Origin of the sequence: Escherichia sp. KS167_9B (assembly GCF_030295215.1) — a bacterium.
GTDB classification, from domain to species: domain Bacteria; phylum Pseudomonadota; class Gammaproteobacteria; order Enterobacterales; family Enterobacteriaceae; genus Escherichia; species Escherichia coli_F.
Map to the genome: position 1 here is coordinate 4,156,727 of NZ_AP025754.1, position 25,726 is coordinate 4,182,452.

30 protein-coding genes are annotated in these 25,726 nt (G+C 54.6%); 27 read left to right on the forward strand and 3 right to left on the reverse strand.

Translation table 11 applies throughout. From position 1 onward, the window contains the following. Positions 1 to 15: 15 nt before the first annotated feature. Together QUE34_RS20890 and tusA are read right to left on the reverse strand one after the other, a co-directional pair. Positions 16 to 324: a hypothetical protein gene (locus QUE34_RS20890; protein ID WP_032303952.1), complete on the reverse strand. Its 309-nt coding sequence runs from the start codon at positions 322 to 324 to the stop codon at positions 16 to 18. A gap of 214 nt (positions 325 to 538) precedes the next feature. Then, positions 539 to 784 carry a sulfurtransferase TusA gene (tusA, locus tag QUE34_RS20895; RefSeq protein WP_000130623.1) on the reverse strand — a complete coding sequence of 82 codons (246 nt, stop codon included), beginning with the start codon at positions 782 to 784 and terminating at the stop codon, positions 539 to 541. Positions 785 to 1,004: 220 nt separating this feature from the next. On the opposite strand from tusA, the gene QUE34_RS20900 reads away from it, so the two are divergent. Together QUE34_RS20900 and dcrB are read left to right on the forward strand one after the other, a co-directional pair. Continuing rightward, a complete protein-coding gene (locus QUE34_RS20900; RefSeq protein ID WP_001100467.1) occupies positions 1,005 to 1,670 on the forward strand; it encodes a 7-cyano-7-deazaguanine/7-aminomethyl-7-deazaguanine transporter in 666 nt (221 codons plus the stop codon). A gap of 72 nt (positions 1,671 to 1,742) precedes the next feature. Next, positions 1,743 to 2,300, forward strand: coding sequence for a phage sensitivity protein DcrB (dcrB, locus tag QUE34_RS20905; RefSeq protein WP_032303955.1), 558 nt, complete (start codon positions 1,743 to 1,745; stop codon positions 2,298 to 2,300). Between the two features lie 3 nt (positions 2,301 to 2,303). On the opposite strand, the gene QUE34_RS20910 is transcribed toward dcrB, so the two are convergent. Then, positions 2,304 to 3,554, reverse strand: a complete 1,251-nt coding sequence (locus tag QUE34_RS20910; RefSeq protein WP_001322923.1) for an MFS transporter — start codon at positions 3,552 to 3,554, stop codon at positions 2,304 to 2,306. A 98-nt stretch (positions 3,555 to 3,652) separates the two neighbouring features. On the opposite strand from QUE34_RS20910, the gene QUE34_RS20915 reads away from it, so the two are divergent. From QUE34_RS20915 to nikE, 25 genes are all read left to right on the forward strand, one after another. Further along, the gene (locus QUE34_RS20915) at positions 3,653 to 4,702 is read left to right on the forward strand and encodes an AI-2E family transporter (protein WP_000449758.1); all 1,050 of its coding nucleotides are present in this window, start codon (positions 3,653 to 3,655) and stop codon (positions 4,700 to 4,702) included. Positions 4,703 to 5,093: 391 nt separating this feature from the next. Next, on the forward strand, positions 5,094 to 5,471 hold the full coding sequence (locus QUE34_RS20920) for a hypothetical protein (RefSeq protein WP_001306335.1): 378 nt from the start codon (positions 5,094 to 5,096) through the stop codon (positions 5,469 to 5,471). A 68-nt stretch (positions 5,472 to 5,539) separates the two neighbouring features. After that, the gene (locus tag QUE34_RS20925) at positions 5,540 to 6,598 is read left to right on the forward strand and encodes a methyltransferase (protein ID WP_000273198.1); all 1,059 of its coding nucleotides are present in this window, start codon (positions 5,540 to 5,542) and stop codon (positions 6,596 to 6,598) included. Positions 6,599 to 6,638: 40 nt separating this feature from the next. Beyond that, positions 6,639 to 7,361, forward strand: a complete 723-nt coding sequence (locus QUE34_RS20930; protein WP_032303956.1) for a beta-ketoacyl synthase chain length factor — start codon at positions 6,639 to 6,641, stop codon at positions 7,359 to 7,361. Continuing rightward, positions 7,358 to 8,179 carry a lysophospholipid acyltransferase family protein gene (locus QUE34_RS20935; protein ID WP_032303957.1) on the forward strand — a complete coding sequence of 274 codons (822 nt, stop codon included), beginning with the start codon at positions 7,358 to 7,360 and terminating at the stop codon, positions 8,177 to 8,179. Before QUE34_RS20930 ends, QUE34_RS20935 begins: the two co-directional genes overlap by 4 nt. Beyond that, positions 8,154 to 8,411 (forward strand): phosphopantetheine-binding protein, encoded by a 258-nt coding sequence (locus QUE34_RS20940; RefSeq protein ID WP_001148686.1) that lies wholly within the window; start codon positions 8,154 to 8,156, stop codon positions 8,409 to 8,411. Before QUE34_RS20935 ends, QUE34_RS20940 begins: the two co-directional genes overlap by 26 nt. 11 nt (positions 8,412 to 8,422) lie before the next feature. Then, positions 8,423 to 8,674, forward strand: a complete 252-nt coding sequence (locus QUE34_RS20945; RefSeq protein WP_000139646.1) for an acyl carrier protein — start codon at positions 8,423 to 8,425, stop codon at positions 8,672 to 8,674. A 4-nt stretch (positions 8,675 to 8,678) separates the two neighbouring features. Further along, complete coding sequence (locus tag QUE34_RS20950) at positions 8,679 to 9,260, forward strand: COG4648 family protein (RefSeq protein WP_032303958.1); 582 nt, start codon at positions 8,679 to 8,681, stop codon at positions 9,258 to 9,260. Then, on the forward strand, positions 9,257 to 10,618 hold the full coding sequence (locus QUE34_RS20955; RefSeq protein WP_032303959.1) for an AMP-binding protein: 1,362 nt from the start codon (positions 9,257 to 9,259) through the stop codon (positions 10,616 to 10,618). The genes QUE34_RS20950 and QUE34_RS20955 overlap by 4 nt, the downstream gene beginning before the upstream one ends. Then, entirely contained in the window at positions 10,605 to 10,958 is a 354-nt protein-coding gene (locus QUE34_RS20960) for an ApeI family dehydratase (protein WP_032303961.1), read from the forward strand. Before QUE34_RS20955 ends, QUE34_RS20960 begins: the two co-directional genes overlap by 14 nt. Next, complete coding sequence (locus tag QUE34_RS20965) at positions 10,949 to 12,625, forward strand: glycosyltransferase family 2 protein (RefSeq protein ID WP_032303962.1); 1,677 nt, start codon at positions 10,949 to 10,951, stop codon at positions 12,623 to 12,625. The genes QUE34_RS20960 and QUE34_RS20965 overlap by 10 nt, the downstream gene beginning before the upstream one ends. A gap of 3 nt (positions 12,626 to 12,628) precedes the next feature. Next, the gene (locus QUE34_RS20970) at positions 12,629 to 13,051 is read left to right on the forward strand and encodes an acyl-CoA thioesterase (protein WP_000930889.1); all 423 of its coding nucleotides are present in this window, start codon (positions 12,629 to 12,631) and stop codon (positions 13,049 to 13,051) included. After that, complete coding sequence (locus QUE34_RS20975) at positions 13,048 to 13,653, forward strand: LolA family protein (RefSeq protein ID WP_000670564.1); 606 nt, start codon at positions 13,048 to 13,050, stop codon at positions 13,651 to 13,653. Before QUE34_RS20970 ends, QUE34_RS20975 begins: the two co-directional genes overlap by 4 nt. Continuing rightward, positions 13,622 to 15,937 carry an MMPL family transporter gene (locus tag QUE34_RS20980; protein WP_032303963.1) on the forward strand — a complete coding sequence of 772 codons (2,316 nt, stop codon included), beginning with the start codon at positions 13,622 to 13,624 and terminating at the stop codon, positions 15,935 to 15,937. The genes QUE34_RS20975 and QUE34_RS20980 overlap by 32 nt, the downstream gene beginning before the upstream one ends. Then, complete coding sequence (locus QUE34_RS20985; protein ID WP_103253585.1) at positions 15,934 to 16,518, forward strand: DUF3261 domain-containing protein; 585 nt, start codon at positions 15,934 to 15,936, stop codon at positions 16,516 to 16,518. Before QUE34_RS20980 ends, QUE34_RS20985 begins: the two co-directional genes overlap by 4 nt. A 1-nt stretch (position 16,519) precedes the next feature. Further along, on the forward strand, positions 16,520 to 17,689 hold the full coding sequence (locus QUE34_RS20990) for a beta-ketoacyl-[acyl-carrier-protein] synthase family protein (protein WP_032303965.1): 1,170 nt from the start codon (positions 16,520 to 16,522) through the stop codon (positions 17,687 to 17,689). Beyond that, complete coding sequence (locus QUE34_RS20995) at positions 17,686 to 18,150, forward strand: hotdog family protein (RefSeq protein ID WP_000020250.1); 465 nt, start codon at positions 17,686 to 17,688, stop codon at positions 18,148 to 18,150. The genes QUE34_RS20990 and QUE34_RS20995 overlap by 4 nt, the downstream gene beginning before the upstream one ends. Next, the gene (locus tag QUE34_RS21000) at positions 18,150 to 18,881 is read left to right on the forward strand and encodes a 3-ketoacyl-ACP reductase FabG2 (protein ID WP_000091660.1); all 732 of its coding nucleotides are present in this window, start codon (positions 18,150 to 18,152) and stop codon (positions 18,879 to 18,881) included. Before QUE34_RS20995 ends, QUE34_RS21000 begins: the two co-directional genes overlap by 1 nt. Further along, entirely contained in the window at positions 18,878 to 20,107 is a 1,230-nt protein-coding gene (locus QUE34_RS21005; RefSeq protein WP_103253586.1) for a beta-ketoacyl-ACP synthase, read from the forward strand. The genes QUE34_RS21000 and QUE34_RS21005 overlap by 4 nt, the downstream gene beginning before the upstream one ends. Before the next feature lies 1 nt (position 20,108). Beyond that, positions 20,109 to 20,696 carry a 4'-phosphopantetheinyl transferase AcpT gene (gene acpT / locus QUE34_RS21010; RefSeq protein WP_032303967.1) on the forward strand — a complete coding sequence of 196 codons (588 nt, stop codon included), beginning with the start codon at positions 20,109 to 20,111 and terminating at the stop codon, positions 20,694 to 20,696. A 110-nt stretch (positions 20,697 to 20,806) separates the two neighbouring features. After that, entirely contained in the window at positions 20,807 to 22,381 is a 1,575-nt protein-coding gene (gene nikA, locus QUE34_RS21015) for a nickel ABC transporter substrate-binding protein (protein ID WP_032303968.1), read from the forward strand. Beyond that, a complete protein-coding gene (nikB, locus tag QUE34_RS21020) occupies positions 22,381 to 23,325 on the forward strand; it encodes a nickel ABC transporter permease subunit NikB (RefSeq protein WP_000947080.1) in 945 nt (314 codons plus the stop codon). The genes nikA and nikB overlap by 1 nt, the downstream gene beginning before the upstream one ends. Then, on the forward strand, positions 23,322 to 24,155 hold the full coding sequence (nikC, locus tag QUE34_RS21025) for a nickel ABC transporter permease subunit NikC (protein ID WP_001008971.1): 834 nt from the start codon (positions 23,322 to 23,324) through the stop codon (positions 24,153 to 24,155). The genes nikB and nikC overlap by 4 nt, the downstream gene beginning before the upstream one ends. Then, complete coding sequence (gene nikD, locus QUE34_RS21030) at positions 24,155 to 24,919, forward strand: nickel import ATP-binding protein NikD (RefSeq protein ID WP_103253587.1); 765 nt, start codon at positions 24,155 to 24,157, stop codon at positions 24,917 to 24,919. The genes nikC and nikD overlap by 1 nt, the downstream gene beginning before the upstream one ends. Further along, positions 24,916 to 25,722 carry a nickel import ATP-binding protein NikE gene (nikE, locus tag QUE34_RS21035; protein ID WP_032303969.1) on the forward strand — a complete coding sequence of 269 codons (807 nt, stop codon included), beginning with the start codon at positions 24,916 to 24,918 and terminating at the stop codon, positions 25,720 to 25,722. Before nikD ends, nikE begins: the two co-directional genes overlap by 4 nt. Positions 25,723 to 25,726 lie beyond the last annotated feature (4 nt).

A 25,726-nucleotide genomic window follows, 5' to 3' on the forward strand; every position in this document is an offset into this window, starting at 1 on the left:
CTCTGGCTATCAGGCTTAGTGCTGGGCCGGGAACGGCGGCATAGTCAGGAAAGCATAATAAAGCGCTAACATCAGAATGACGGAGATAACACAGCATGCAGCAACCAGGCGGGATGCTATGGATGGCCTTTTGAACATCAACCACAGGGCATAAGCAAGCCCGACACCGTTAAGTAAAGGTAAAAAAATCATTAGCCAGAGCCAACCCCAGGCAAGTACCCCCAGCCATCCCCCCACGACGATAAAAACAGGGATCAGCCAATTGGGGGTGAAGATCGCGAGCAATCCCAGCAATGCCAGACAAACTGGAATTAAATAATCCATTTGTGCATTCCATTACGTTTGCGTGCCGGATGCGGCGTAAACGCCTTACCTGGCCTACACAGGGCATCGAACTCGTAGGCATGATAAGACGCGACAGCGTCGCATCAGGCATTGCGCACCGTATCGCCAGATGCAGCTTGAACGTTTTATCCGTCCTACAAACCGGTTGCAAGCCGCAAAATTGAGCGCGATCGGTCCGCTAGCCTGATCCACCTTACCCCGATTTGCGAATCAAATAACGATAAGGCAGTCCATCGGTCTCTTTCGCAACCAGTTCGTGTTCCATAAAGGTACAAAACCCAGGAATATCGCGTGTCGTCGCCGGATCGTCAGCAATAATCAGCAACGTTTCACCTGGCTGCATATTGCGCACAGTTTTGCGCACCATCATTACTGGTTCCGGGCAGCGCAGGCCAAGTGCGTCGAGTGTGTGGTCAGGGCTGGAAAAGAGATCGGTCATTTTCTTCTCATCACATAAAAAAACGGCGCTAGTTTACGCCCTGTGAGTCCGTAAGCAAACCAGGTTAACGATTGCGTGAAAATTAACCATTGCATTGTCAACGTAAAGCAGTATCATGCGGCGGCTCGAAAAAAGGGTCAGCACGTTATTATGTTAAGGTAACAGACGTGTCGTACGTATTGGGTTCCCTCACCCCAATGGTTAATCAAAAAGGTACAATATGAACGTTTTCTCGCAAACTCAACGCTATAAGGCGTTGTTCTGGTTATCGTTATTTCATCTGTTGGTGATCACCTCCAGTAACTATCTGGTTCAGCTTCCCGTATCCATTTTTGGTTTCCATACCACCTGGGGCGCGTTTAGCTTTCCGTTTATTTTCCTTGCTACCGACCTGACTGTGCGTATTTTTGGCGCACCGCTGGCCCGTCGTATCATCTTTGCGGTGATGATCCCGGCGTTACTGATCTCCTACGTCATCTCGTCGCTGTTCTATATGGGTTCCTGGCAGGGATTCGGCGCGCTCGCCCACTTCAACCTGTTTGTCGCCCGTATCGCCACCGCCAGTTTCATGGCCTACGCGCTGGGGCAAATCCTCGACGTGCACGTTTTTAACCGCCTGCGTCAGAGTCGTCGCTGGTGGCTGGCACCGACGGCTTCCACCCTGTTTGGTAACGTCAGCGACACGCTGGCCTTCTTCTTCATTGCCTTCTGGCGCAGCCCAGATGCCTTTATGGCTGAACACTGGATGGAAATCGCGCTGGTCGATTACTGTTTCAAAGTGTTAATCAGTATCGTTTTCTTCCTGCCAATGTATGGCGTATTACTCAATATGCTGTTGAAAAGACTGGCAGATAAATCCGAAATCAACGCTTTGCAGGCGAGTTAAAGGTTCGTTATCAGAGTTGTGATAAGATGGATGAATGAGCCGTTATGGCCGTTTATCGAAAGGAAGAAGTCAATGCGCAATCTGGTTAAATATGTCGGAATTGGCCTGCTGGTTATGGGGCTTACGGCCTGTGATGATAAAGACACTAACGCTACGGCGCAGGGTTCGGTCGCGGAAAGTAACGCTACCGGGAATCCCGTCAACCTGCTTGATGGCAAGTTAAGTTTCTCGCTGCCAGCGGATATGACCGACCAGAGCGGTAAGCTGGGAACGCAGGCTAATAACATGCATGTCTGGTCCGACGCCACCGGGCAAAAAGCAGTCATCGTCATCATGGGCGATGATCCGAAAGAAGATCTGGCGGTGCTGGCGAAGCGCCTGGAAGATCAGCAACGTAGCCGCGATCCGCAGCTGCAAGTGGTAACCAATAAAGCCATTGAGCTGAAAGGTCACAAAATGCAGCAGTTAGACAGCATTATCTCCGCGAAAGGCCAGACGGCGTACTCTTCCGTTATTCTGGGTAACGTGGGTAATCAACTGCTGACCATGCAAATTACGCTGCCAGCTGACGATCAGCAAAAAGCACAGACCACCGCAGAAAACATCATTAATACGCTGGTTATTCAGTAAGTTTTAAGATGATGAGATGGCCTCAGGTACTTCCACCGGAGGCCGTTTTTTTAATCGCCACGTCAGTAATAACGCGATTGCGACCAGTCCCGCCGCCGCCAGATAAATCACCGGGACGCCCGCCCAACTCATCACCAGCCCAGCCAGTGGTCCGGTCACGCCAAGCGATAAATCCATAAATACGGTGTAAGTTGCCAGCGCCGCCCCCTGATTCTGCTGCGGCACTGCTTTTACCGCCACTACGCCCAATGCCGGGAACACCAGCGAAAACCCCGCCCCCGCGAGTAAGACGCCGATTTTCGCCATCCACGGCATAGTCGCCACGCCAACCAGTAGCAGGCCGATTATCTCAACGCTAAAGCAAATCATCGCCACATTTAAGCCGCCGATACGATTTATGCCGTTAGGGAATAACAATCGCGTTCCAACAAATGCACAGCTAAACAGCGTCAGCGCAAAAGCCGCACCGTCCCAGCCTTTAGCGTCATAAAACAATGTGATAAAGGTGGCGATAACGCCAAATCCGGCAGAAGCCAACGCCAGCGCCATGCCGTATAACCAGACGCGCCCAAGCACCGCGCGAAACGGCAGTGGTTTGCCTTTACTGGCTTTTACCGTCGGACGCGGGATCGCTAACAAAATGGCCACCAGCGCCACACCCATAATGATTAACGCTAACGCCTGCAAGCCGCCCCAGTGATAAAACACGACACCTAACGGCGCACCCATCGCCATCGCCCCGTAAGTGACAATGCCGTTCCACGAAATCACCCGCCCGATATGCAGCGAACCCACCACGCCAACGCCCCATAGGGTCGATCCCGTTCCGGCAAAACTTTGCCCAATCCCAAGGATCACGCGCCCCAGGCACAGTAATAACAGGCTGATGACGGGCAGACTGGCGGTTAATCCTGCCGTCAGATACCCCAAACCGCTCAAAAAGCAGCCGCATAAACCGAAGACGACAATCTTTTTGGGTCCCAGCAAATCGGCGTAACGTCCGGCATGAGGGCGGCTCAGCAAGGTGGCGAAATATTGCAGGCTGATAACCAATCCTGCCCAGAAAGCGCTAAAGCCCATCACATCATGGACATAGCCCGGTAATACAGCGAGCGGCAACCCGATGGTGAGGTAGCTGGCGAAGTTAAACATGACAATGGAGACAATGCGCAAATTCAGGCGCAATCCGTTTAGCGCGGGTTCGGCTACGGGTTCGGGCATGAGGATCACCACATTTTTACAACAGTGTTTCATTTTTACCACGTGCTGACGTGAAAATCAGCAGTAAGAATCAGAATATTGCTGGCGTGACTCCCGCTACACTTAATACAAAAAGTCACAAGGAAGCCCCAATGGAAACCCCTCAACCCGATAAAACGGGCATGCACATTCTGCTCAAGCTGGCCTCGCTGGTAGTGATCCTCGCGGGCATTCACGCAGCGGCAGATATCATTGTGCAGCTGTTACTGGCGCTGTTTTTTGCCATCGTCCTCAACCCACTGGTCACCTGGTTTATTCGTCGCGGTGTTCAGCGTCCCGTTGCCATTACAATTGTGGTCGTGGTGATGCTGATTGCGCTTACTGCGCTGGTCGGCGTACTGGCGGCATCGTTTAACGAATTCATCTCTATGCTGCCGAAGTTTAATAAGGAGCTGACGCGCAAACTTTTTAAATTGCAGGAGATGTTGCCTTTTCTTAATTTGCATATGTCGCCGGAGCGAATGCTGCAGCGGATGGACTCGGAAAAAGTGGTTACCTTCACCACGGCGCTAATGACCGGGCTTTCCGGGGCAATGGCGAGCGTGCTTTTGCTGGTGATGACCGTAGTTTTCATGCTGTTTGAAGTACGCCACGTCCCCTACAAAATGCGTTTTGCGTTGAATAATCCACAGATTCACATCGCCGGACTACACCGCGCCTTAAAAGGTGTTTCACACTATCTTGCATTGAAGACACTGCTAAGTTTATGGACAGGCGTAATCGTCTGGCTGGGGCTGGCGCTAATGGGCGTACAGTTTGCGCTGATGTGGGCAGTACTGGCGTTTTTGCTCAACTACGTGCCCAATATCGGCGCGGTAATTTCCGCCGTACCGCCAATGATTCAGGTGCTGCTGTTTAATGGCGTTTACGAATGTATTCTGGTCGGCGCATTGTTTTTAGTGGTCCATATGGTCATCGGCAATATTTTAGAACCACGGATGATGGGCCATCGCCTGGGGATGTCCACCATGGTGGTATTTCTTTCATTGTTAATTTGGGGATGGCTGCTCGGCCCGGTAGGGATGCTACTTTCGGTACCATTAACCAGCGTGTGTAAAATCTGGATGGAAACCACCAAAGGCGGTAGCAAACTGGCGATCTTACTGGGGCCGGGCAGACCGAAAAGTCGGTTACCGGGTTAATAGCACCTCCTGAGCAGGCAATGGCCACCGTTTATCTAACAGTGGCCATTTGATTTGAGGAAATGAAGAAACATTATTCAGACAATTAATTTATAAAAACCATTCCTTAAGTCAAATATATATAAACGCCGAATAGCGATTAAATCCCTCTCAAAGAATGCACTGATAACAATCTGTTATTTTTATTGCCTCATTTTTCTCACTCACTTATAGTTGGTCCCCGCTGGCAGTAATTTAGTCATTTCAGAAATTTTTACTCTGATGTGCACTTACTGACTTATCTCACAAGTAATTTTTTCGCTAAATAAAGAATAGTGATGCCAGCAATTACAGTTAAATCTTGCTTTACTCGTAAAAACAATACTTTAATGGGATTCTAATGAGACATTACATGAAATGGTTTGCGGCTATTGCTGTTGTGGGTGCTTTAGCGGGTTGCGCGCGTACTGCGCCAATTGATCAGGTTCACTCAACCGTCAGCGCTGGTCATACCCAGGAACAAGTGAAAAAAGCGATTCTGAAAGCTGGCGTTGAACGCAAATGGATTATGTCCGAAGCCGGACAAGGCGTAATTAAAGCACGTCAACAGTCACGCGATCATTCAGCCGAAATTCGCATTAACTACACGGCATCCAGCTACGATATCAATTATGAAAATAGTCAGAACCTGCAAGCATCAGGCGGACAAATTCATAAAAACTATAATCGCTGGGTCCGCAATCTCGACAAAGATATTCAACTGAATTTGTCGGCTGGCGCAGATTTGTAATTTCCCCTAAAGTCGGGCCGCTTCGGTCCGATAATAATTTAATTCCCTCTTAACAGGTTGTGCCCAACATGTACGAACAGGATTCTCTTAGCGCACTGGATGCGATTACCGAAGCTCAACGCATTGCCTTTGCCCCCATGCTTTTTCAAACAGCTCTCTGCCTACGTAATGCGGGTGTACTTTCATATCTGGATCGGCAAGGCAAACATGGCGCAACGCTGGCTGATATCACCGAACATAGCCATATCAACGAATATGCGGCCAGCGTTCTGTTAGATATGGGCTTAAGCGGGCGAATTATTACCTGTAAAGAGGGAATGTATTACCTGGCGAAAATCGGTCATTACCTCCTGCATGACACTATGACTCGCGTGAATATGGATTTCACCCAGGATGTCTGCTATCAGGGGCTCTTCTTCCTCGCCGATTCACTCAATGAAGGAAAACCGTCCGGGTTAAAAGTATTTGGCGACTGGTCGACGATATATCCCGCACTTTCACAATTACCAGATGCCGCTCGTGAAAGCTGGTTTGCGTTTGATCATTACTATTCAGATGGCGCATTTAACGCCGCACTGCCTTATGTATTCGCCAACAACCCCACAACATTGTACGATGTAGGCGGCAATACGGGTAAGTGGGCTTTGCGTTGCTGCAAATACAATGAAAACATCGCCGTGACGTTATTAGATCTGCCACAACAAATCGTACTAGCGAAAGAAAATATCGCGAATGCAGGTTTTTCTGATCGCATAGATTTCCATGCGGTGGATATGCTAAGCGATGCCCCATTACCGGGCGAGGCTGATATCTGGTGGATGAGCCAATTTTTAGACTGTTTTTCACCCGAACAAATAATTAGCATACTCAGCAAAATCGCCAGCGTAATGAAGCCTGGCGCAAAAGTTTGCATCATGGAGTTGTTCTGGGATGCGCAGCGGTTTGAAGCAGCATCATTTAGCCTGAACGCGTCCTCACTTTATTTTACCTGCATGGCAAACGGTAACAGCCGTTTCTATAGCGCAGAGAAATTTTACGACTATCTGAATAAAGCAGGATTTCAGGTAGCAGAGCGCCACGATAATTTAGGCGTTGGGCATACATTATTGATATGCCAAAAGAAATAATCGTCACTTAATAATTTTGGTTTACCGCGGGCGCGCGTTGATGAAATTTACATTAAATATTACCGACTGGAAGGCACTGGCGCCTGGACTTAGCGAAGCCCAGCAATGGCAAGCATGGTCGCGCCAGCCGTGGGCGGTTGACCCTGCCGCACCGTTGGCAAAATTAAGTGAACTGCCAATGATGACCGCCCGCCGTCTCAGTTCTGGCAGCAAACTGGCCGTGGAGTGCGGTCTGGCAATGCTACGCCACCATCAGCCAGACGCCGTTTTGTATACCAGTCGTCATGGCGAGCTGGAGCGCAATTACCGCATTGTTCATGCACTGGCAACCGAACAGGCGCTCTCTCCGACGGACTTCGCGCTCTCCGTACACAACTCTTCCGTGGGTAACCTGACCATTGCGGCCAAACAACCGATCGTTTCCTCATCGCTTTCGGCTGGTCGCGACACTTTCCAGCAAGGTTTGTGTGAAGTGCTTAGCCTGTTACAAGCGGGATACCAGCGCGTGTTGATGGTCGATTTTGATGGCTTTCTACCTGAGTTCTATCATCCGCAGCTCCCAGCAGAAATGCCGACCTGGCCATATGCTGTTGCGCTGGTGATTGAAGCTGGCGATGAGTGGCAATGTGAAACACAGCCAGCCATTGCGGGCAATGAAACAACACTGCCGCAAAGCATGTTGTTTTTACAGCACTATTTACAAAATTCAGATGCTTTTTCACTTCCTGGTGAGCGCGTACAGTGGCGCTGGAGCCGTAGATGAGTAAGCTGATGTCACGCCTGGAATGGACATGGCGACTGGTTATGACCGGGTTGTGTTTTGCCCTGTTTGGTCTCGGCGGCCTGCTGCTTTCTGTCGTGTGGTTTAACATATTGTTAGTTTTGGTGTGGGATACTTCCCGCCGCCGTCGTTTGGCGCGTCGCAGCATTGCCGCCAGTTTTCGCCTGTTTTTAACTGTCGCGAAAGGGCTTGGCGTGCTGGATTATCGTATTGATGGCGCTGAAATTTTACGTCAGGAACGCGGTTGCCTCGTCGTAGCTAATCATCCCACGCTTATCGATTACGTACTGCTGGCGTCAGTCATGCCAGAAACTGACTGCCTGGTGAAAAGCGCGCTGTTAAAAAATCCTTTTCTTGGCGGCGTTGTGCGGGCGGCAGATTATTTAATCAACAGCGAAGCTGAAACCCTGTTACCCCGCTGCCAACAGCGACTGGCACAGGGCGACACTATCTTGATTTTCCCCGAAGGCACGCGAACGAAGCCCGGTGAAAAAATGACGCTGCAGCGCGGGGCGGCGAATATTGCCGTGCGCTGTGCCAGCGATTTACGCATCGTGACGATCGGCTGTAGCGAGCATCTGCTGGATAAACAAAGTAAATGGTATGACGTTCCACCTGCCAGGCCGTTTTTTACGGTTGAAGTCCATGATCGGGTTGAAATCAATAAATTTTACGTTGCAACTTCACAAGAACCGGCGCTGGCAGCAAGGCAGTTAAACCGGCATCTTTTGCTTCAATTACAACAAGGTTGTTTACCTCTCTCAGGAATAAATAATGCAAGCGCTTTATCTGGAAATTAAAAACCTCATCATCAGCACCCTCAATCTGGACGAGTTGACTCCTGATGATATCGAGACCGATGCGCCGCTGTTCGGCGACGGTTTAGGGCTGGATTCCATCGATGCCCTGGAACTGGGGCTGGCAGTAAAAAATGAATATGGCGTTGTACTTTCTGCGGAAAGTGAAGAGATGCGTCAGCACTTTTTCTCTGTCGCCACTCTGGCCTCTTTTATTGCTGCACAACGTGCGTGAGGAAAGCCATCATGACAGAACAACAAACCGTCTATCAGGAAGTCTCAGCTCTGCTGGTTAAGCTGTTTGAAATCGATCCGCAGGACATCAAACCTGAAGCGCGCCTGTACGAAGATCTGGAACTGGACAGCATCGACGCCGTTGACATGATTGTGCATCTGCAAAAGAAAACCGGTAAGAAAATCAAGCCGGAAGAGTTTAAAGCAGTGCGTACAGTCCAGGATGTCGTAGAGGCCGTAGAACGCCTGCTACAAGAAGCCTGATCTGATGTCGGGCATTCGCTCGCTACCGATTATTAAACTGCTGACCGGATTATTACTGCTCGCCTGGCCGTTTGTGATTTGGCTTGGTTTGGCACATAACGGCCTGCACTGGCTGTTGCCGCTGATGGCGCTGCTGCTTTTATTGCGCCTGCGCCAGACTCGTTGCCAGGCCGAGCCGCTACAAGCCGTCACACAAATCGTCGCTGTCGTGGGTATCGCCTTGTGTGTCGCCAGCTTTCTGTTGAAAACGCACCAGCTACTGCTGTTTTACCCGGTAGTGGTTAACGCGGTAATGCTGGCGGTTTTTGGCGGTTCGCTGTGGTCGGCAATGCCAATTGTTGAGCGGCTGGCGCGTTTGCAGGAGCCAGACCTCCCGGAAAAGGGCGTGCGCTATACCCGCCACGTCACGCAAATCTGGTGCGGCTTTTTCATCATCAACGGCGGAATTGCCCTCTTTACCGCGCTGCATGGCGATATGTCGTTATGGACTGCCTGGAACGGCATGATTGCTTATTTGTTGATGGGGACGTTAATGGCTGGTGAATGGCTGGTGCGCCGTCAGGTGATGAAAAGAGATCGCTCATGAAGCAGACCTTACCGCTTGCACGCTGGCTGACTGCGCCACGCCCTGATGACACGCCCATTGCGTGGCTGGACGAAAGCACCTGGACGCTGGGCGATTTGCGTCACGATGTCTCGCAACTTATCTGCCGTTTACAGCAACAACCAGGTGAACGCTGGGCGCTGTGCTTTGAGGACTGCTATCTGTTTATCGTTGCCCTGCTCGCCACGCTACACGCCGGAAAAACACCGGTGCTTCCGGGGCATAACCGCGTCATCCAGCTTAACGAGCAACGTGAACTGTTCGATGGTGTGCTTAGCGACAGCGAACTTAACTGGCAAGGTTCATTGCTGTTGGTAGCAAGCTCCCCACAAGTCGCGACACAATCATTCACCTTTGCCGCTATAGCGCCAGACGCTTATATCGAGCTGTTTACCTCCGGTTCTACGGGGCAGCCAAAGCGGGTAATTAAACCTGTTCATTTGCTGGACCGTGAAGCAGAACTGCTGGCTGAACGATTAGGCGCACGTCTTGCCGGATGTCGTGTCGTCGGTTCCGTATTGCCGCAGCATTTGTACGGCCTGACTTTTCGCGTTTTCCTGCCAATGGCGCTGGGATTACCGCTGCACGCCGCCATGCTCTGGTATGTCGAACAGTTTGCCGCATTGAGTCACCAGCATCGCTATATCTTCATCAGCAGCCCGGCATTTTTGAAACGGCTGGATACCCAGCTTTCTCCGCCGCCCGTTCAGGTGCTTCTCTCTGCTGGCGGTGAGCTGCCGTGGCAGGACGTACAATATACCGCGAGCTGGCTGCGCGTCTGGCCTGATGAAATCTACGGCAGCACGGAAACCGGCGTCATCGCCTGGCGTTACCGCGAACAAGAGCAACGCCGCTGGCTACCCTTCCCAGGTGTGCAGTTCCAGGCCGAAGGTGAAGCATTTCGCCTCTTTTCACCGCTGATAGCGGAAGATAACGGCCTGTTACTCGATGATCTCTTGCAGTTTAGCCAGGACGGTCAGTTCCATCTGATGGGGCGTCGTGGGCGCATCGTTAAGATTGAAGAAAAACGTATTTCACTCCAGGAAGTAGAACAACGTCTGCTGGCGCTGGACGGTATTCGCGAGGCGGCGGCAGTTCCCGTTACGCGCGGCGGACGTCAGAGTATTGGCGTTTTGCTGGTGCTGGATGACGAAGCTCGCCTGCAATGGCAAAACGGCGGCGGGCACAGCCAGGAAATGGCCTGGCGGCGATTACTGCGCCCGACGCTGGAGCCAGTTGCTATTCCGCGTTACTGGCGCGTTATTGATGAAATGCCAGTAAACAGTATGAACAAGCGTGTCTATGCGCAATTACAGGAGTTATTTCATGAAGCCCCATGAAATCGAGCGCCATCAGGCACAAGTGAATCACCTTGAGATTGTTTTGCATCTCAGGGCAGATCTGTTCTGGTTTCGCGGTCATTTTGCCGTACAACCATTACTCCCTGGCGTGGCGCAAATCGACTGGGCGATGAGTTACGCGCTTGCCCTGCTCGCGCCCGGTTGGCGTTTTCACTCCATTCAGAACATCAAATTCCAGGCTCCATTGCTGCCGGATAACCGCGTCACACTCACGCTTAGCTGGCAGGAAGAACGCCAGATTCTGAGCTTTAGTTATCAGCGTCACGACGGTGACGCCCGCCACACCGCCAGTAGCGGGAAGATCCGCCTATGTCGGTAAACTTTTCTCCCTGCGTGTTGATCCCCTGCTACAACCACGGCGCAATGATGCCGGGCGTGCTGGCGCGTCTTAAGCCATTTAATCTGCCCTGTATTGTGGTGGATGACGGCAGCGATGCCGCCACGCAACAGCAACTGGATAATCTGGTTGCCGAACAGCCTGGCGTGACATTAATTCGCCTGGCAGAAAACGCAGGCAAAGGCGCGGCGGTAATGCGCGGCTTACAGGCAGCGGCAGACGCGGGGTTCAGCCATGCGGTACAGGTAGATGCCGACGGTCAGCACGCGATTGAAGATATCCCCAAACTGCTGGCACTCGCTGAACAACACCCTGCGGCACTGATCTCCGGCCAGCCAATTTACGATGACTCCATCCCCCGCTCACGGCTGTACGGGCGCTGGGTCACCCACATCTGGGTATGGGTCGAAACGCTCTCCCTGCAACTGAAAGACAGCATGTGCGGCTTTCGCGTTTATCCGGTTGCGCCAACGCTGCAACTGGCAAAACACGCCACCATCGGCAAGCGGATGGATTTCGACACCGAAGTGATGGTGCGCCTCTACTGGCAGGGAAACACCAGCTATTTCGTGCCGACCCGCGTCACCTATCCGCTGGACGGGCTTTCGCACTTTGATGCCCTGAAAGATAACGTCCGCATCTCGCTCATGCACACGCGCCTGTTTTTCGGCATGTTGCCGCGTATTCCTTCGCTGCTGATGCGCCACTCTTCCAGCCACTGGGCGCGGCAGAGCGAAGTGAAAGGATTATGGGGAATGCGCCTGATGCTGCTGGTCTGGCGCCTGCTGGGAAGAACGGCGTTTACCGCGCTGCTTTATCCGGTGGTGGGCGTCTACTGGCTCACCGCCAGCCGGGCGCGCAAAGCGTCGCAAGACTGGCTCGCCCGTGTGCGCCAGCATCAACCACAGGCAGCAAAACTCAACAGCTATCAGCACTTTCTACGTTTCGGCAACGCCATGCTCGACAAAATCGCCAGTTGGCGCGGCGAGCTGCAACTCGGGCGTGATGTGCTGTTTGCACCAGGCGCAGAAGCGGCACTTAACGTCAGCGATCCGCGCGGCAAATTGCTGCTGGCCTCGCATCTTGGCGATGTGGAAGTGTGCCGGGCGCTGGCAAAAATTCAGGGCTACAAAACCATTAACGCGCTGGTGTTTAGCGAAAACGCCCAACGCTTTAAACAGATAATGCAGGAGATGGCTCCTCAGGCAGGCATTAACCTGATGCCGGTGACGGATATCGGCCCGGACACCGCCATCCTGCTAAAAGAGAAGCTGGATAACGGCGAATGGGTGGCGATTGTTGGTGACCGCATCGCCATCAACCCGCAACGCGGCGGCGACTGGCGCGTCTGCTGGAGTTCGTTTATGGGCCAGCCTGCGCCCTTCCCACAGGGGCCGTTTATTCTCGCGTCTATTTTGCGCTGCCCGGTGAATCTGATTTTCGCCCTGCGCCAGCACGGCAAGCTGCATATTAACTGCGAAACCTTTGCCGACCCGCTGCTGTTGCCGCGTGGCGAACGCCAGCAGGCGCTGCAAAACGCTATCGATCATTACGCCGCGCGTCTGGAACATCACGCGCTCCAGTCGCCCCTCGACTGGTTTAATTTTTTCGATTTCTGGCAACTGCCGGAAGTCCAGGACAAGGAGTAAAGGGTGCTTAACGATCCCCGATTTACCGCTGAAGTCGAGCTGATCATTCCATTTCACGACGTCGATATGATGGGCGTGGCCTGGCACGGTAACTATTTTCGCTACTTTGAAGTGGCCCGCGAGGCGCTGCTCAACCAGTTCAATTACGGCTATCGGCAGATGAAAGAGTCGGGTTATTTGTGGCCAGTGGTCGATGCGCGGGTGAAATATCGCCACGCCCTCACCTTTGAGCAACGCATCCGCGTGCGTGCGCATATCGAAGAGTTCGAAAACCGCCTGCGAATTGGCTATCAGATTTTCGATGCCGAAACGGGCAAACGCGCCACCACCGGATACACCATTCAGGTCGCGGTCGACGAGCAAAGCCGCGAACTGTGCTTTGTCAGCCCCGATATTCTGTTTGAACGCATGGGAGTCAAACCATGAAATTTTTACCGCTGCTGGCGCTGCTGATTAGCCCGTTTGTGAGCGCCCTGACCCTGGACGATCTTCAGCAACGCTTTACCGAACAGCCGGTGATCCGCGCCCATTTCGATCAAACCCGGACGATTAAAGATCTGCCGCAACCGCTGCGATCGCAGGGGCAGATGTTGATCGCCCGCGACCAGGGGCTGTTGTGGGATCAAACCTCACCGTTCCCCATGCAGCTATTACTGGACGATAAACGCATGGTGCAGGTGATCAACGGTCAGCCGCCACAAATCATCACGGCAGAAAATAACCCGCAGATGTTCCAGTTTAACCACCTGCTGCGCGCGCTGTTCCAGGCCGATCGCAAAGTGCTGGAACAAAACTTCCGCGTCGAATTTGCTGACAAAGGCGAAGGCCGCTGGACGCTGCGCCTGACGCCGACCACCACGCCGCTGGATAAAATTTTCAATACCATCGATCTCGCCGGGCAAACCTATCTGGAGAGCATTCAGCTTAATGATAAACAGGGCGATCGCACCGATATCGCTCTTACCCAACATCAACTGACGCCAGCGCAACTGACCGATGACGAACGCCAACGTTTTGCCGCCCAGTAAACGCCCGGCGCTGTTATGGGGGATCATCTGCCTGGTCATGGCAGCGGCGTTGCTGATCCTGCTGCCGCAATCACGACTGAACAGTAGCGTGCTGGCTATGTTACCCAAACAGGCGATGGGCGATATTCCCCCGGCGCTGAATGACGGCTTTATGCAGCGTCTGGACCGCCAACTGGTGTGGCTGGTCAGCCCCGGTAAAGAGGCTAATCCCCTGGTCGCTCAGGAATGGCTGACGCTGCTGCAAAAATCCGCTGCGCTCGGCGATGTTAAAGGGCCAATGGATGCCGCCAGCCAGCAGGCGTGGGGAGCGTTTTTCTGGCAGCATCGCAACGGCCTGATTGACCCCGACACTCGCGCCCGACTACAAAACGGCGGTGAAGCGCAGGCGCAGTGGATCCTCTCCCAGCTTTATTCTGCGTTCTCCGGGGTAAGCGGCAAGGAGCTGCAAAACGATCCGCTGATGTTAATGCGCGGCTCGCAGCTGGCGATGGCGAAAAACGGTCAGCGTTTACGACTGATGGACGGCTGGCTGGTGACGCAGGATCCCCAGGGCAACTACTGGTATCTGCTACACGGAGAACTGGCGGGATCGTCGTTTGATATGCAGCAAACCCACCAGCTCATCACCACCCTGAATACGCTGGAAAAGGATCTGAAAACGCGTTACCCGCAGGCGCAGTTGCTCTCGCGCGGCACGGTATTTTACAGCGATTACGCCAGTCAACAGGCGAAGCAGGATATCTCAACCCTGGGCGTGGCAACGCTGCTGGGGGTGATATTACTGATTGTGGCGGTGTTCCGCTCTTTACGCCCGTTGCTGCTTTGCGTGATTTCCATCGGCATTGGCGCGCTGGCGGGAACGGTCGCCACCTTGTTGATTTTCGGTGAATTACACCTGATGACGCTGGTGATGAGCATGAGCGTTATCGGCATTTCCGCTGACTACACGCTCTATTACCTCACTGAACGGATGGTGCACGGCAATGACGTTTCGCCGTGGCAAAGCCTGGCGAAAGTGCGCAATGCCTTGCTACTGGCGCTGCTCACCACCGTGGCGGCGTATCTGATTATGATGCTCGCCCCCTTCCCCGGCATTCGCCAGATGGCGATTTTTGCCGCCGTCGGGTTGAGCGCCTCCTGTCTGACCGTTCTGTTCTGGCATCCGTGGCTGTGCCGTGGCCTGCCGGTGCGTCCGGTTCCGGCGATGGCGCTGATGCTGCGCTGGCTGGCGGCGTGGCGGCGCAATAAAAAACTGTCGCGGGGTCTGCCCGTCGCGCTGGCGCTGTTTTCGCTGGCGGGGATGTCAATGCTGCGCGTCGATGACGATATCTCGCAGTTACAGGCGCTGCCGCAGCATATTCTGGCGCAGGAAAAAGCCATTACCGCCCTGACCGGACAAAGCGTCGATCAAAAATGGTTTGTGGTTTACGGCGATTCGCCACAGCAAACATTGCGGCGGCTGGAGACATTTACCGCCTCGCTGGAGAAAGCGAAAAAAGACGGTCTTATCAGCAACTACCGCACTATTCCGCTGAACTCCCTGGTGCGGCAGGAGGAAGATTTACATCTGCTGAAAACGTCTGCCCCGACGGTAACAAAAGCGCTGCAAAATGCCGGGCTGACGGCGGTGAAACCAGATCTCAACGCCATGCCAGTGAAGGTCGATGAATGGCTGGCAAGCCCCGCCAGTGAAGGCTGGCGTCTGCTGTGGCTGACGCTGGAAAACGGCGCAAGCGGCGTACTGGTGCCGGTTGAAGGGGTTAAAAGTAGCGCGTTGTTGCAGGAAACAGCCAGCTATTACCAGGGCATTGCCTGGGTTGATCGCAAAAACACTTTTGATGAATTGTTCGCACTTTACCGCCACGTCTTAACCGGTTTGTTGCTGGTGGCGCTGGCAGTGATTGCCTGCGGCGCAGTGGCCCGCCTTGGCTGGCGCAAAGGGCTTATCAGCCTGGTGCCTTCGGTGCTTTCGCTGGGCTGCGGTCTGGCAGTGCTGGCGATGAGCGGGCAGGCGGTGAATCTCTTTTCGCTGCTGGCGCTGGTGCTGGTGCTTGGCATCGGCATCAACTACACGCTGTTTTTCAGTAATCCGCGCGGTACACCGTTAACTTCCCTACTGGCGATCACGCTGGCAATGCTCACCACCTTGCTGACGCTGGGAATGCTGGTATTCAGCGCCACTCAGGCCATCAGCAGTTTTGGCATTGTGCTGGTGAGCGGTATTTTCACCGCCTTCCTGCTTTCGCCGCTGGCTATGCCCGATAAAAAGAGAACAAAAAAATGATCAAACCCACCTTCTGGCGGGCGCTCGCCCTGACCGCTACGCTTATCCTCACCGGCTGTAGCCACTCGCAACCGGAACAGGAAGGCCGCCCGCAGGCGTGGCTGCAACCTGGCACACGCATCACGCTGCCTGCGCCGGGGATTTCACCCGCCGTCAATTCCCAACAACTGTTGACTGGCAGCTTCAACGGCAAAACCCAGTCGCTGTTGGTGATGCTTAATGCCGACGACCAGAAAATCACCCTTGCCGGACTGTCATCAGTCGGCATTCGTCTGTTTCTGGTGACCTACGATGCGCAAGGGCTACGCGCCGAGCAATCCATCGTCGTCCCACAGTTGCCGCCAGCAAGTCAGGTGCTGGCTGACGTAATGCTCAGCCACTGGCCGATTAGCGCCTGGCAACCGCAACTTCCCGCAGGATGGACACTTCGTGACAACGGTGACAAACGCGAACTGCGTAACGCCAGCGGCAAACTGGTCACGGAAATCACCTATTTGAATCGCAAAGGAAAACGCGTGCCAATCAGCATTGAGCAGCATGTCTTTAAATACCACATCACCATTCAATACTTAGGTGACTAATATGATTTATATTTCCGCCGTTGGCATGATCAACGCCCTGGGAAATAATCTTGATGAGATCGCAGCCAACCTGACTCGCGGTGTTGCTCCCGGAATGCGCCCACGCGCAGGCTGGTTGCAGGGGCATCCGCAGGCGGTCCTGGCTGGCGTGGATGGCGAGCTTCCGCTTATCCCGGAAAAATTCGCTGCGCACCGCTCGCGCAACAATCAGATCCTGCTGGCGGCGCTGGCGCAGATCCAGCTGCAGGTTGATGACGCCATCGCAAAATATGGCCGCGAGCGCATCGCGATTGTGCTTGGCACCAGCACCTCCGGCCTGCATGAAGGCGACACGCACGTTAACCTGCGCACCCACGGGCAGCCAAGCACCACATGGCACTATGCACAACAAGAACTCGGCGATCCGTCGCGTTTTCTCAGCCACTGGCTGGCGCTCGACGGCCCGGCATATACTCTTTCAACCGCCTGCTCTTCCAGCGCCAGAGCGATGATCAGCGGGCGCAGGCTTATCGAAGCGGGGCTGGTCGATGCCGCCATTGTGGGTGGCGCAGACACTCTGAGCCGGATGCCGATTAACGGTTTTCACAGCCTCGAATCGCTGTCGCCCACCTTATGTCAGCCGTTCGGTCGTGACCGTGCGGGCATCACCATTGGCGAAGGCGCGGGGCTAATGCTGCTGACCCGTGAACCGCAGCCCATCGCGTTACTGGGCGTTGGTGAATCAAGCGACGCTTATCATATTTCGGCCCCGCATCCGCAGGGCGAAGGGGCGATCCGCGCTATTAACCAGGCGCTGAACGATGCGCAGCTTACGCCGGATGAGGTGGGCTATATCAACCTGCACGGCACCGCCACACAACTCAACGACCAGATTGAATCAATGGTGGTTAACGCCCTGTTTGGCGAACGCGTACCGTGCAGCTCCACCAAACATTTGACCGGACACACGCTGGGCGCGGCGGGCATTACCGAGGCGGCAATTAGCACGTTGATCTTAGAGCGTGATTTACCGCTGCCCGCTCAGGACTTCAGCCTGTCGCCACGCGATCCCACGCTGCCACCGTGCGGCATTATCGAAAAACCACAGCCGCTGGCACGTCCGGTGATCCTGTCCAATTCTTTCGCCTTTGGCGGCAATAACGCCAGCATTCTGCTCGGGAGGGTTTCGTGAGCCACTATTTATCACCCGGCGCTTATCTGCCCCACGATGCGCCCATGTTGCTGCTGGAAGAAGTGGTGAGCGTCAGCGATGACAGCGCCGTGTGCCGCGTGACGGTTTCGCCCAGTGGTGTACTGGCACCGTTTCTCGACCCGGACGGCAATCTCCCTGGCTGGTTTGCCCTTGAACTGATGGCGCAAACCGTCGGCGTCTGGTCTGGCTGGCATCGCCACCAGCAGGGCAAAAACAGTATTGAGTTAGGGATGGTACTGGGCGCGCGTGAATTGCTTTGCGCCGCTGGCATTCTGCCCGCAGGCCAGACGCTGACCATTACCGTCAAACTGCTGATGCAAGATGAACGCTTCGGCAGTTTTGAGTGCAGCATCAACGACGGCGAGGCAACGGGCCGCATTAACACCTTCCAGCCGACTGCGGAAGAACTTACCACCCTGTTTCAACAAGGAGCGTCCTGATGAGTCGTTCAGTTCTGGTTACTGGTGCCAGCAAAGGCATTGGTCGCGCCATCGCCTGCCAACTGGCGGCAGACGGCTTTAACATTGGCGTTCACTATCACCGTGACGCCGCAGGCGCTCAGGAAACGCTGAATGCCATTGTCGCCAACGGTGGTAACGGGCGTTTGCTCAGTTTCGACGTCGCAAACCGCGAACAGTGTCGGGAAGTGCTGGAGCACGAGATCGCGCAACACGGTGCCTGGTACGGCGTGGTTAGTAACGCCGGGATCGCCCGCGATGCCGCTTTTCCGGCTTTAAGCGATGACGACTGGGATGCGGTGATCCACACCAACCTCGACAGTTTCTACAACGTCATTCAGCCGTGCATTATGCCGATGATCGGCGCACGCCAGGGCGGACGCATCATCACGCTGTCCTCGGTTTCCGGCGTAATGGGCAATCGCGGCCAGGTGAACTACAGTGCTGCCAAAGCCGGAATTATCGGCGCAACAAAAGCACTGGCTATCGAACTCGCGAAGCGCAAAATCACCGTCAATTGCATCGCGCCGGGGCTTATTGATACCGGGATGATCGAAATGGAAGAGAGCGCTCTGAAAGAGGCAATGTCGATGATCCCCATGAAACGCATGGGCCAGGCGGAAGAAGTTGCCGGGCTTGCCAGTTATTTAATGTCTGATATTGCGGGTTACGTCACCCGCCAGGTTATTTCCATCAACGGAGGGATGTTATGACACGTCGCGTAGTGATTACAGGAATGGGCGGCGTGACTGCCTTTGGTGAAAACTGGCAGGACGTTTCCGCGCGTTTGCTGGCGTATGAGAACGCAGTGCGCAAAATGCCGGAGTGGCAGGTTTACGATGGCCTGCATACCCTGCTTGGCGCGCCGATTGATGATTTTACGCTACCGGAGCACTACACCCGTAAGCGTATCCGTGCGATGGGCCGCGTGTCGCAAATGTCGACCCGAGCCAGCGAGCTGGCGTTAGAGCAGGCAGGGTTGATTGGCGATCCGATATTAACCAGCGGCGAAACGGGCATTGCGTACGGTTCATCGACCGGCAGTACCGGTCCGGTGAGCGAGTTCGCCACCATGCTGACTGAAAAGCACACCAATAACATCACTGGCACCACCTATGTGCAGATGATGCCGCACACCACCGCCGTTAATACCGGGCTATTTTTTGGCCTGCGCGGGCGGGTGATCCCAACCTCCAGCGCCTGTACCTCCGGCAGCCAGGCGATCGGCTACGCGTGGGAAGCCATTCGTCACGGTTATCAAACGGTGATGGTTGCTGGTGGCGCCGAAGAGTTATGCCCTTCAGAAGCGGCGGTATTTGATACGCTTTTCGCCACCAGCCAGCATAATGACGCGCCGAAAACCACCCCTTCACCGTTCGATGAAAACCGCGACGGGCTGGTGATTGGCGAAGGCGCAGGCACGCTGATTCTCGAAGAACTGGAGCACGCCAAAGCGCGCGGTGCGACCATTTATGGAGAAATCGTCGGCTTTGCCACTAACTGCGACGCCGCGCATATCACCCAACCACAGCGAGAAACCATGCAGTATTGTATGGAGCAATCGCTGAAAATCGCCGGGTTAAGCGCACAAGATATTGGCTATATTTCAGCGCATGGCACGGCGACCGATCGTGGTGATATGGCAGAAAGTCTGGCGACAGCAGCCATTTACGGTGATAATGTGCCGCTCTCCTCGCTGAAAAGCTATTTTGGTCATACGCTTGGTGCCTGTGGCGCGCTCGAAGCCTGGATGAGTCTGCAAATGATGCGAGAAGGCTGGTTTGCGCCTACGCTAAACCTGAATAAACCAGACCCTAACTGTGGCGAGCTGGATTACATCATGCATGAAGCGCGCAAGATTGATTGTGAGTTTTTGCAGAGTAACAACTTTGCCTTTGGCGGCATTAATACATCCATCATCATAAAACGTTGGCCCTGATATGTATCGGATAGTTCTGGGGAAAGTTTCGACCTTAAGCGCAGCTCCACTGCCACCGGCTTTACGCGATAAAGCACCGCAAGGTCCACGGCGCGAACGCTGGCTGGCGGGGCGTGCATTGCTTTCACACACGCTTTCCCCGCTACCTGAGATCATCTATGGCGAACAAGGCAAACCTGCATTCGCGCCGGAAACGCCGCTATGGTTCAACTTAAGCCATAGCGGTGACGATATTGCCCTACTGTTGAGCGATGAGGGCGAAGTCGGCTGCGATATCGAAGTGATTCGCCCGCGTGCCAACTGGCGCTGGCTGGCGAACGCGGTGTTCAGCCTCGGAGAACATGCCGAGATGGACGCCGTGCATCCAGATCAGCAACTGGAAATGTTCTGGCGCATCTGGACACGCAAAGAAGCTATCGTTAAACAACGTGGCGGCAGCGCCTGGCAAATCGTCAGCGTAGACAGCACCTATCAGTCCTCGCTGTCAGTCAGCCATTGTCAGCTTGAAAATTTAAGTCTGGCGATCTGCACCCCTACTCCCTTTACGCTCACCGCCGACAGTGTGCAATGGATCGATTCAGTTAACTGATCAGCCCATCCGACTGCCCATCTATTGATCCAGAACAGGTTATCAGTATGACGAATACTTAAAATCGTCATACTTATTTCCGCCATCTATTTTAATCCATTGGGGTTACCATGTTCTCCACACTCCGCCGCACTCTATTTGCGCTGCTGGCTTGTGCGTCTTTTATCGTCCATGCCGCTGCACCAGATGAAATCACCACCGCCTGGCCGGTGAATGTCGGGCCACTAAACCCGCACCTTTACACACCCAACCAGATGTTCGCCCAGAGCATGGTTTATGAACCACTGGTGAAATATCAGGCAGACGGTTCGGTGATCCCGTGGCTGGCAAAAAGCTGGACCCATTCAGAAGATGGCAAAACCTGGACCTTCACCCTGCGTGATGATGTGAAATTCTCTAACGGTGAACCGTTTGATGCAGAGGCCGCGGCAGAAAACTTCCGCGCTGTGCTCGACAACCGTCAACGTCACGCCTGGCTGGAGCTGGCAAACCAGATTGTTGATGTCAAAGCTCTCAGTAAAACCGAGCTGCAAATCACCCTGAAAAGCGCCTACTACCCTTTCCTGCAAGAACTGGCCCTGCCCCGTCCTTTCCGCTTTATCGCCCCCTCGCAGTTTAAAAACCATGAAACCATGAATGGGATTAAAGCGCCGATTGGCACCGGGCCGTGGGTTTTGCAGGAATCGAAACTGAATCAGTACGATGTCTTCGTCCGTAACGAAAACTACTGGGGCGAAAAGCCGGCGATTAAGAAGATCACTTTTAACGTCATCCCAGACCCGACTACCCGCGCAGTAGCGTTTGAAACCGGCGATATCGATCTACTATACGGTAATGAAGGGCTATTACCGCTCGATACCTTCGCCCGCTTTAGCCAGAACCCGGCTTACCACACCCAACTGTCACAGCCGATCGAAACCGTGATGCTGGCGCTCAATACTGCCAAAGCCCCCACCAACGAGCTGGCCGTACGTGAAGCGCTCAATTACGCGGTAAACAAAAAATCGCTGATCGATAACGCGTTGTATAGTACCCAGCAGGTCGCCGACACCCTGTTTGCCCCTTCCGTGCCCTATGCCAATCTCGGCCTGAAACCGCGCCAGTACGATCCGCAGAAAGCGAAAGCGTTGCTGGAACAAGCAGGCTGGACGCTGCCCGCAGGCAAAGACATCCGCGAGAAAAATGGTCAGCCGCTGCGCATTGAACTGTCGTTCATCGGCACCGATGCGTTAAGCAAATCAATGGCCGAAATCATTCAGGCTGATATGCGCCAGATTGGCGCGGATGTCACGCTGATCGGCGAAGAAGAGAGCAGTATCTATGCTCGTCAGCGCGACGGTCGTTTTGGCATGATTTTCCACCGTACCTGGGGCGCGCCATACGATCCACACGCCTTCCTGAGTTCAATGCGCGTACCGTCGCACGCTGACTTCCAGGCACAGCAAGGTTTAGCCGACAAGCCACTGATTGATAAAGAGATTGGCGAAGTGCTGGCGACACACGACGAAACACAACGTCAGGCACTGTATCGCGACATTCTGACCCGTCTGCATGACGAGGCGGTTTATCTGCCCATCAGCTATATCTCAATGATGGTGGTTTCAAAACCGGAACTGGGTAACATCCCCTACGCGCCGATCGCCACCGAAATCCCGTTCGAACAGATTAAACCGGTGAAACCTTAATGTTGCGTTATGTATTACGCCGCTTTCTGCTGCTGATCCCGATGGTGCTCGCCGCCTCGGTGATCATTTTTCTGATGCTGCGCCTCGGCACCGGCGACCCGGCGCTCGATTATCTGCGTCTGTCTAACCTACCGCCGACGCCGGAAATGCTGGCGTCTACCCGCACCATGCTGGGGCTGGATCAGCCGTTGTACGTGCAGTACGGAACCTGGTTGTGGAAAGCGCTGCATCTTGACTTTGGTATCTCATTCGCCAGCCAACGCCCGGTGCTGGACGATATGCTGACCTTCCTGCCCGCCACGCTGGAACTGGCGGGCGCGGCGCTAGTGTTAATTCTGCTCACTTCCGTGCCGCTCGGCATCTGGGCGGCGCGCCATCGCGACCGCCTGCCGGATTTCGCCGTGCGTTTTATCGCGTTTCTTGGCGTGTCGATGCCTAACTTCTGGTTGGCGTTTTTACTGGTGATGGCATTTTCAGTGTATCTGCAATGGCTGCCCGCGATGGGTTACGGCGGCTGGCAGCATATCATTTTGCCTGCGGTTTCCATCGCCTTTATGTCGCTGGCGATTAACGCGCGTCTGCTGCGCGCCAGCATGCTGGACGTCGCCGGTCAGCGTCATGTGACCTGGGCGCGGCTGCGCGGCCTGAACGACAAACAGACCGAACGCCGCCATATCCTGCGCAATGCCTCGCTGCCGATGATCACCGCCGTGGGGATGCACATTGGCGAACTGATTGGCGGGACGATGATTATCGAAAACATCTTTGCCTGGCCGGGCGTCGGGCGATATGCGGTGTCGGCGATTTTCAACCGTGACTATCCGGTGATCCAATGCTTTACGCTGATGATGGTGGTGGTTTTTGTGGTCTGTAATTTGATTGTCGATTTGCTCAACGCCGCGCTGGACCCGCGCATTCGTCGTCATGAAGGAGCGCACGCGTGAACTTTTTCCTCTCTTCTCGCTGGTCGGTACGCCTGGCGCTCATCATTATCGCCCTGCTGGCACTGATTGCGCTCACCAGCCAGTGGTGGCTGCCATACGATCCCCAGGTCATTGATTTGCCGTCGCGTCTGCTTTCTCCGGATGCACAGCACTGGCTGGGCACCGATCACTTAGGACGCGATATTTTCTCACGGCTGATGGCGGCGACCCGTGTGTCGCTTGGCTCGGTAATGGCATGCCTGCTGTTGGTGCTGGCGTTAGGGCTGATTATTGGCGGCAGCGCCGGGCTGATTGGCGGGCGCGTTGATCAGGCCACCATGCGCGTGGCGGATATGTTTATGACCTTCCCGACGTCGATTCTGTCGTTCTTTATGGTCGGCGTGCTCGGCACCGGGTTGACCAATGTGATTATCGCCATCGCCCTGTCGCACTGGGCGTGGTACGCGCGCATGGTGCGCAGTCTGGTGATTTCACTGCGCCAGCGCGAGTTTGTGCTGGCATCACGGCTTTCTGGCGCAGGCCATGTGCGGGTGTTTATCGATCATCTGGCGGGCGCGGTGATCCCTTCACTGCTGGTGCTGGCGACGCTGGATATCGGCCATATGATGCTACACGTCGCGGGGATGTCCTTCCTCGGTCTCGGCGTGACCGCCCCGACCGCCGAATGGGGCGTGATGATTAACGATGCACGTCAGTATATCTGGACCCAGCCGCTGCAAATGTTCTGGCCGGGACTGGCGCTGTTTATCAGCGTGATGGCCTTTAACCTGGTGGGTGACGCACTGCGCGATCATCTGGACCCTCATCTGGTGACGGAGCACGCACACTAATGCCGCAACAGATTGAACTACGTAATATCGCGCTACAGGCCGCGCAACCGCTGGTGCACGGCGTATCGTTAACCCTGCAACGCGGGCGCGTGCTGGCGTTAGTCGGCGGTAGTGGTAGCGGGAAGTCGCTGACCTGCGCTGCGACGCTGGGCATTCTGCCCGCTGGCGTTCGCCAGACGGCGGGGGAAATTTTGGCCGATGGCAAACCGGTTTCTCCCTGCGCCCTGCGCGGTATCAAAATTGCCACTATCATGCAGAACCCGCGCAGTGCCTTTAATCCGCTGCACACCATGCACACGCACGCGCGGGAAACTTGCCAGGCACTGGGGAAACCCGCCGATGACGCCACGCTTATCGCCGCTATAGAAGCGGTAGGGCTGGAAAACGCCGCACGCGTGCTGAAGCTGTACCCGTTCGAGATGAGCGGCGGCATGTTGCAGCGCATGATGATTGCGATGGCAGTGCTATGTGAATCACCGTTTATCATCGCCGATGAACCGACCACCGATCTTGATGTAGTAGCGCAAGCACGCATTCTGGATCTGCTGGAAAGCATTATGCAAAAACAAGCGCCGGGAATGCTGCTGGTTACCCATGATATGGGCGTGGTAGCGCGTCTGGCAGACGATGTGGCGGTAATGTCTCACGGTAAGATTGTTGAGCAGGGCGATGTCGAAACGCTGTTTAATGCCCCCAAACATGCGGTAACGCGCAGCCTGGTTTCTGCTCACCTCGCGCTTTATGGTATGGAGCTGGCATCATGACTTTACTTAACGTCTCCGACCTTTCACACCAGTACGCACACGGTGGATTCAGCGGTAAGCACCAGCATCAGGCAGTGCTCAATAACGTTTCGCTGACCCTAAAAAGCGGTGAAACCGTCGCCCTGCTGGGACGCAGCGGCTGCGGAAAAAGTACCCTCGCGCGGCTGCTGGTAGGGTTAGAGTCGCCCTCACAGGGAAATATTAGCTGGCGCGGCGAACCGTTGGCGAAACTCAATCGCGCGCAACGTAAAGCGTTCCGCCGTGATATTCAAATGGTGTTTCAGGACTCCATCAGCGCCGTGAATCCGCGCAAAACCGTGCGCGAGATCCTGCGTGAACCGATGCGCCACCTGCTGGCGCTGAAAAAATCGGAACAACTGGCGCGCGCCAGCGAAATGCTGAAGGCGGTCGATCTTGACGATAGCGTGCTCGACAAACGCCCACCGCAGTTAAGCGGCGGTCAGCTCCAGCGCGTCTGCCTGGCACGTGCGCTGGCGGTCGAACCGAAACTGCTGATTCTGGATGAAGCCGTTTCCAACCTTGATCTCGTGTTACAGGCGGGCGTCATTCGCCTGCTGAAAAAGCTGCAACAGCAGTTTGGCACCGCCTGCCTGTTTATCACCCACGACTTACGTCTGGTGGAGCGCTTCTGTCAGCGGGTGATGGTGATGGATAACGGGCAAATTGTCGAAACCCAGGTAGTGGGAGATAAATTAACCTTTTCCTCTGACGCCGGACGTGTGCTACAAAACGCGGTATTACCCGCATTCCCAGTGCGCCGTCGCGCCACAGAAAAGGTTTAAGTCA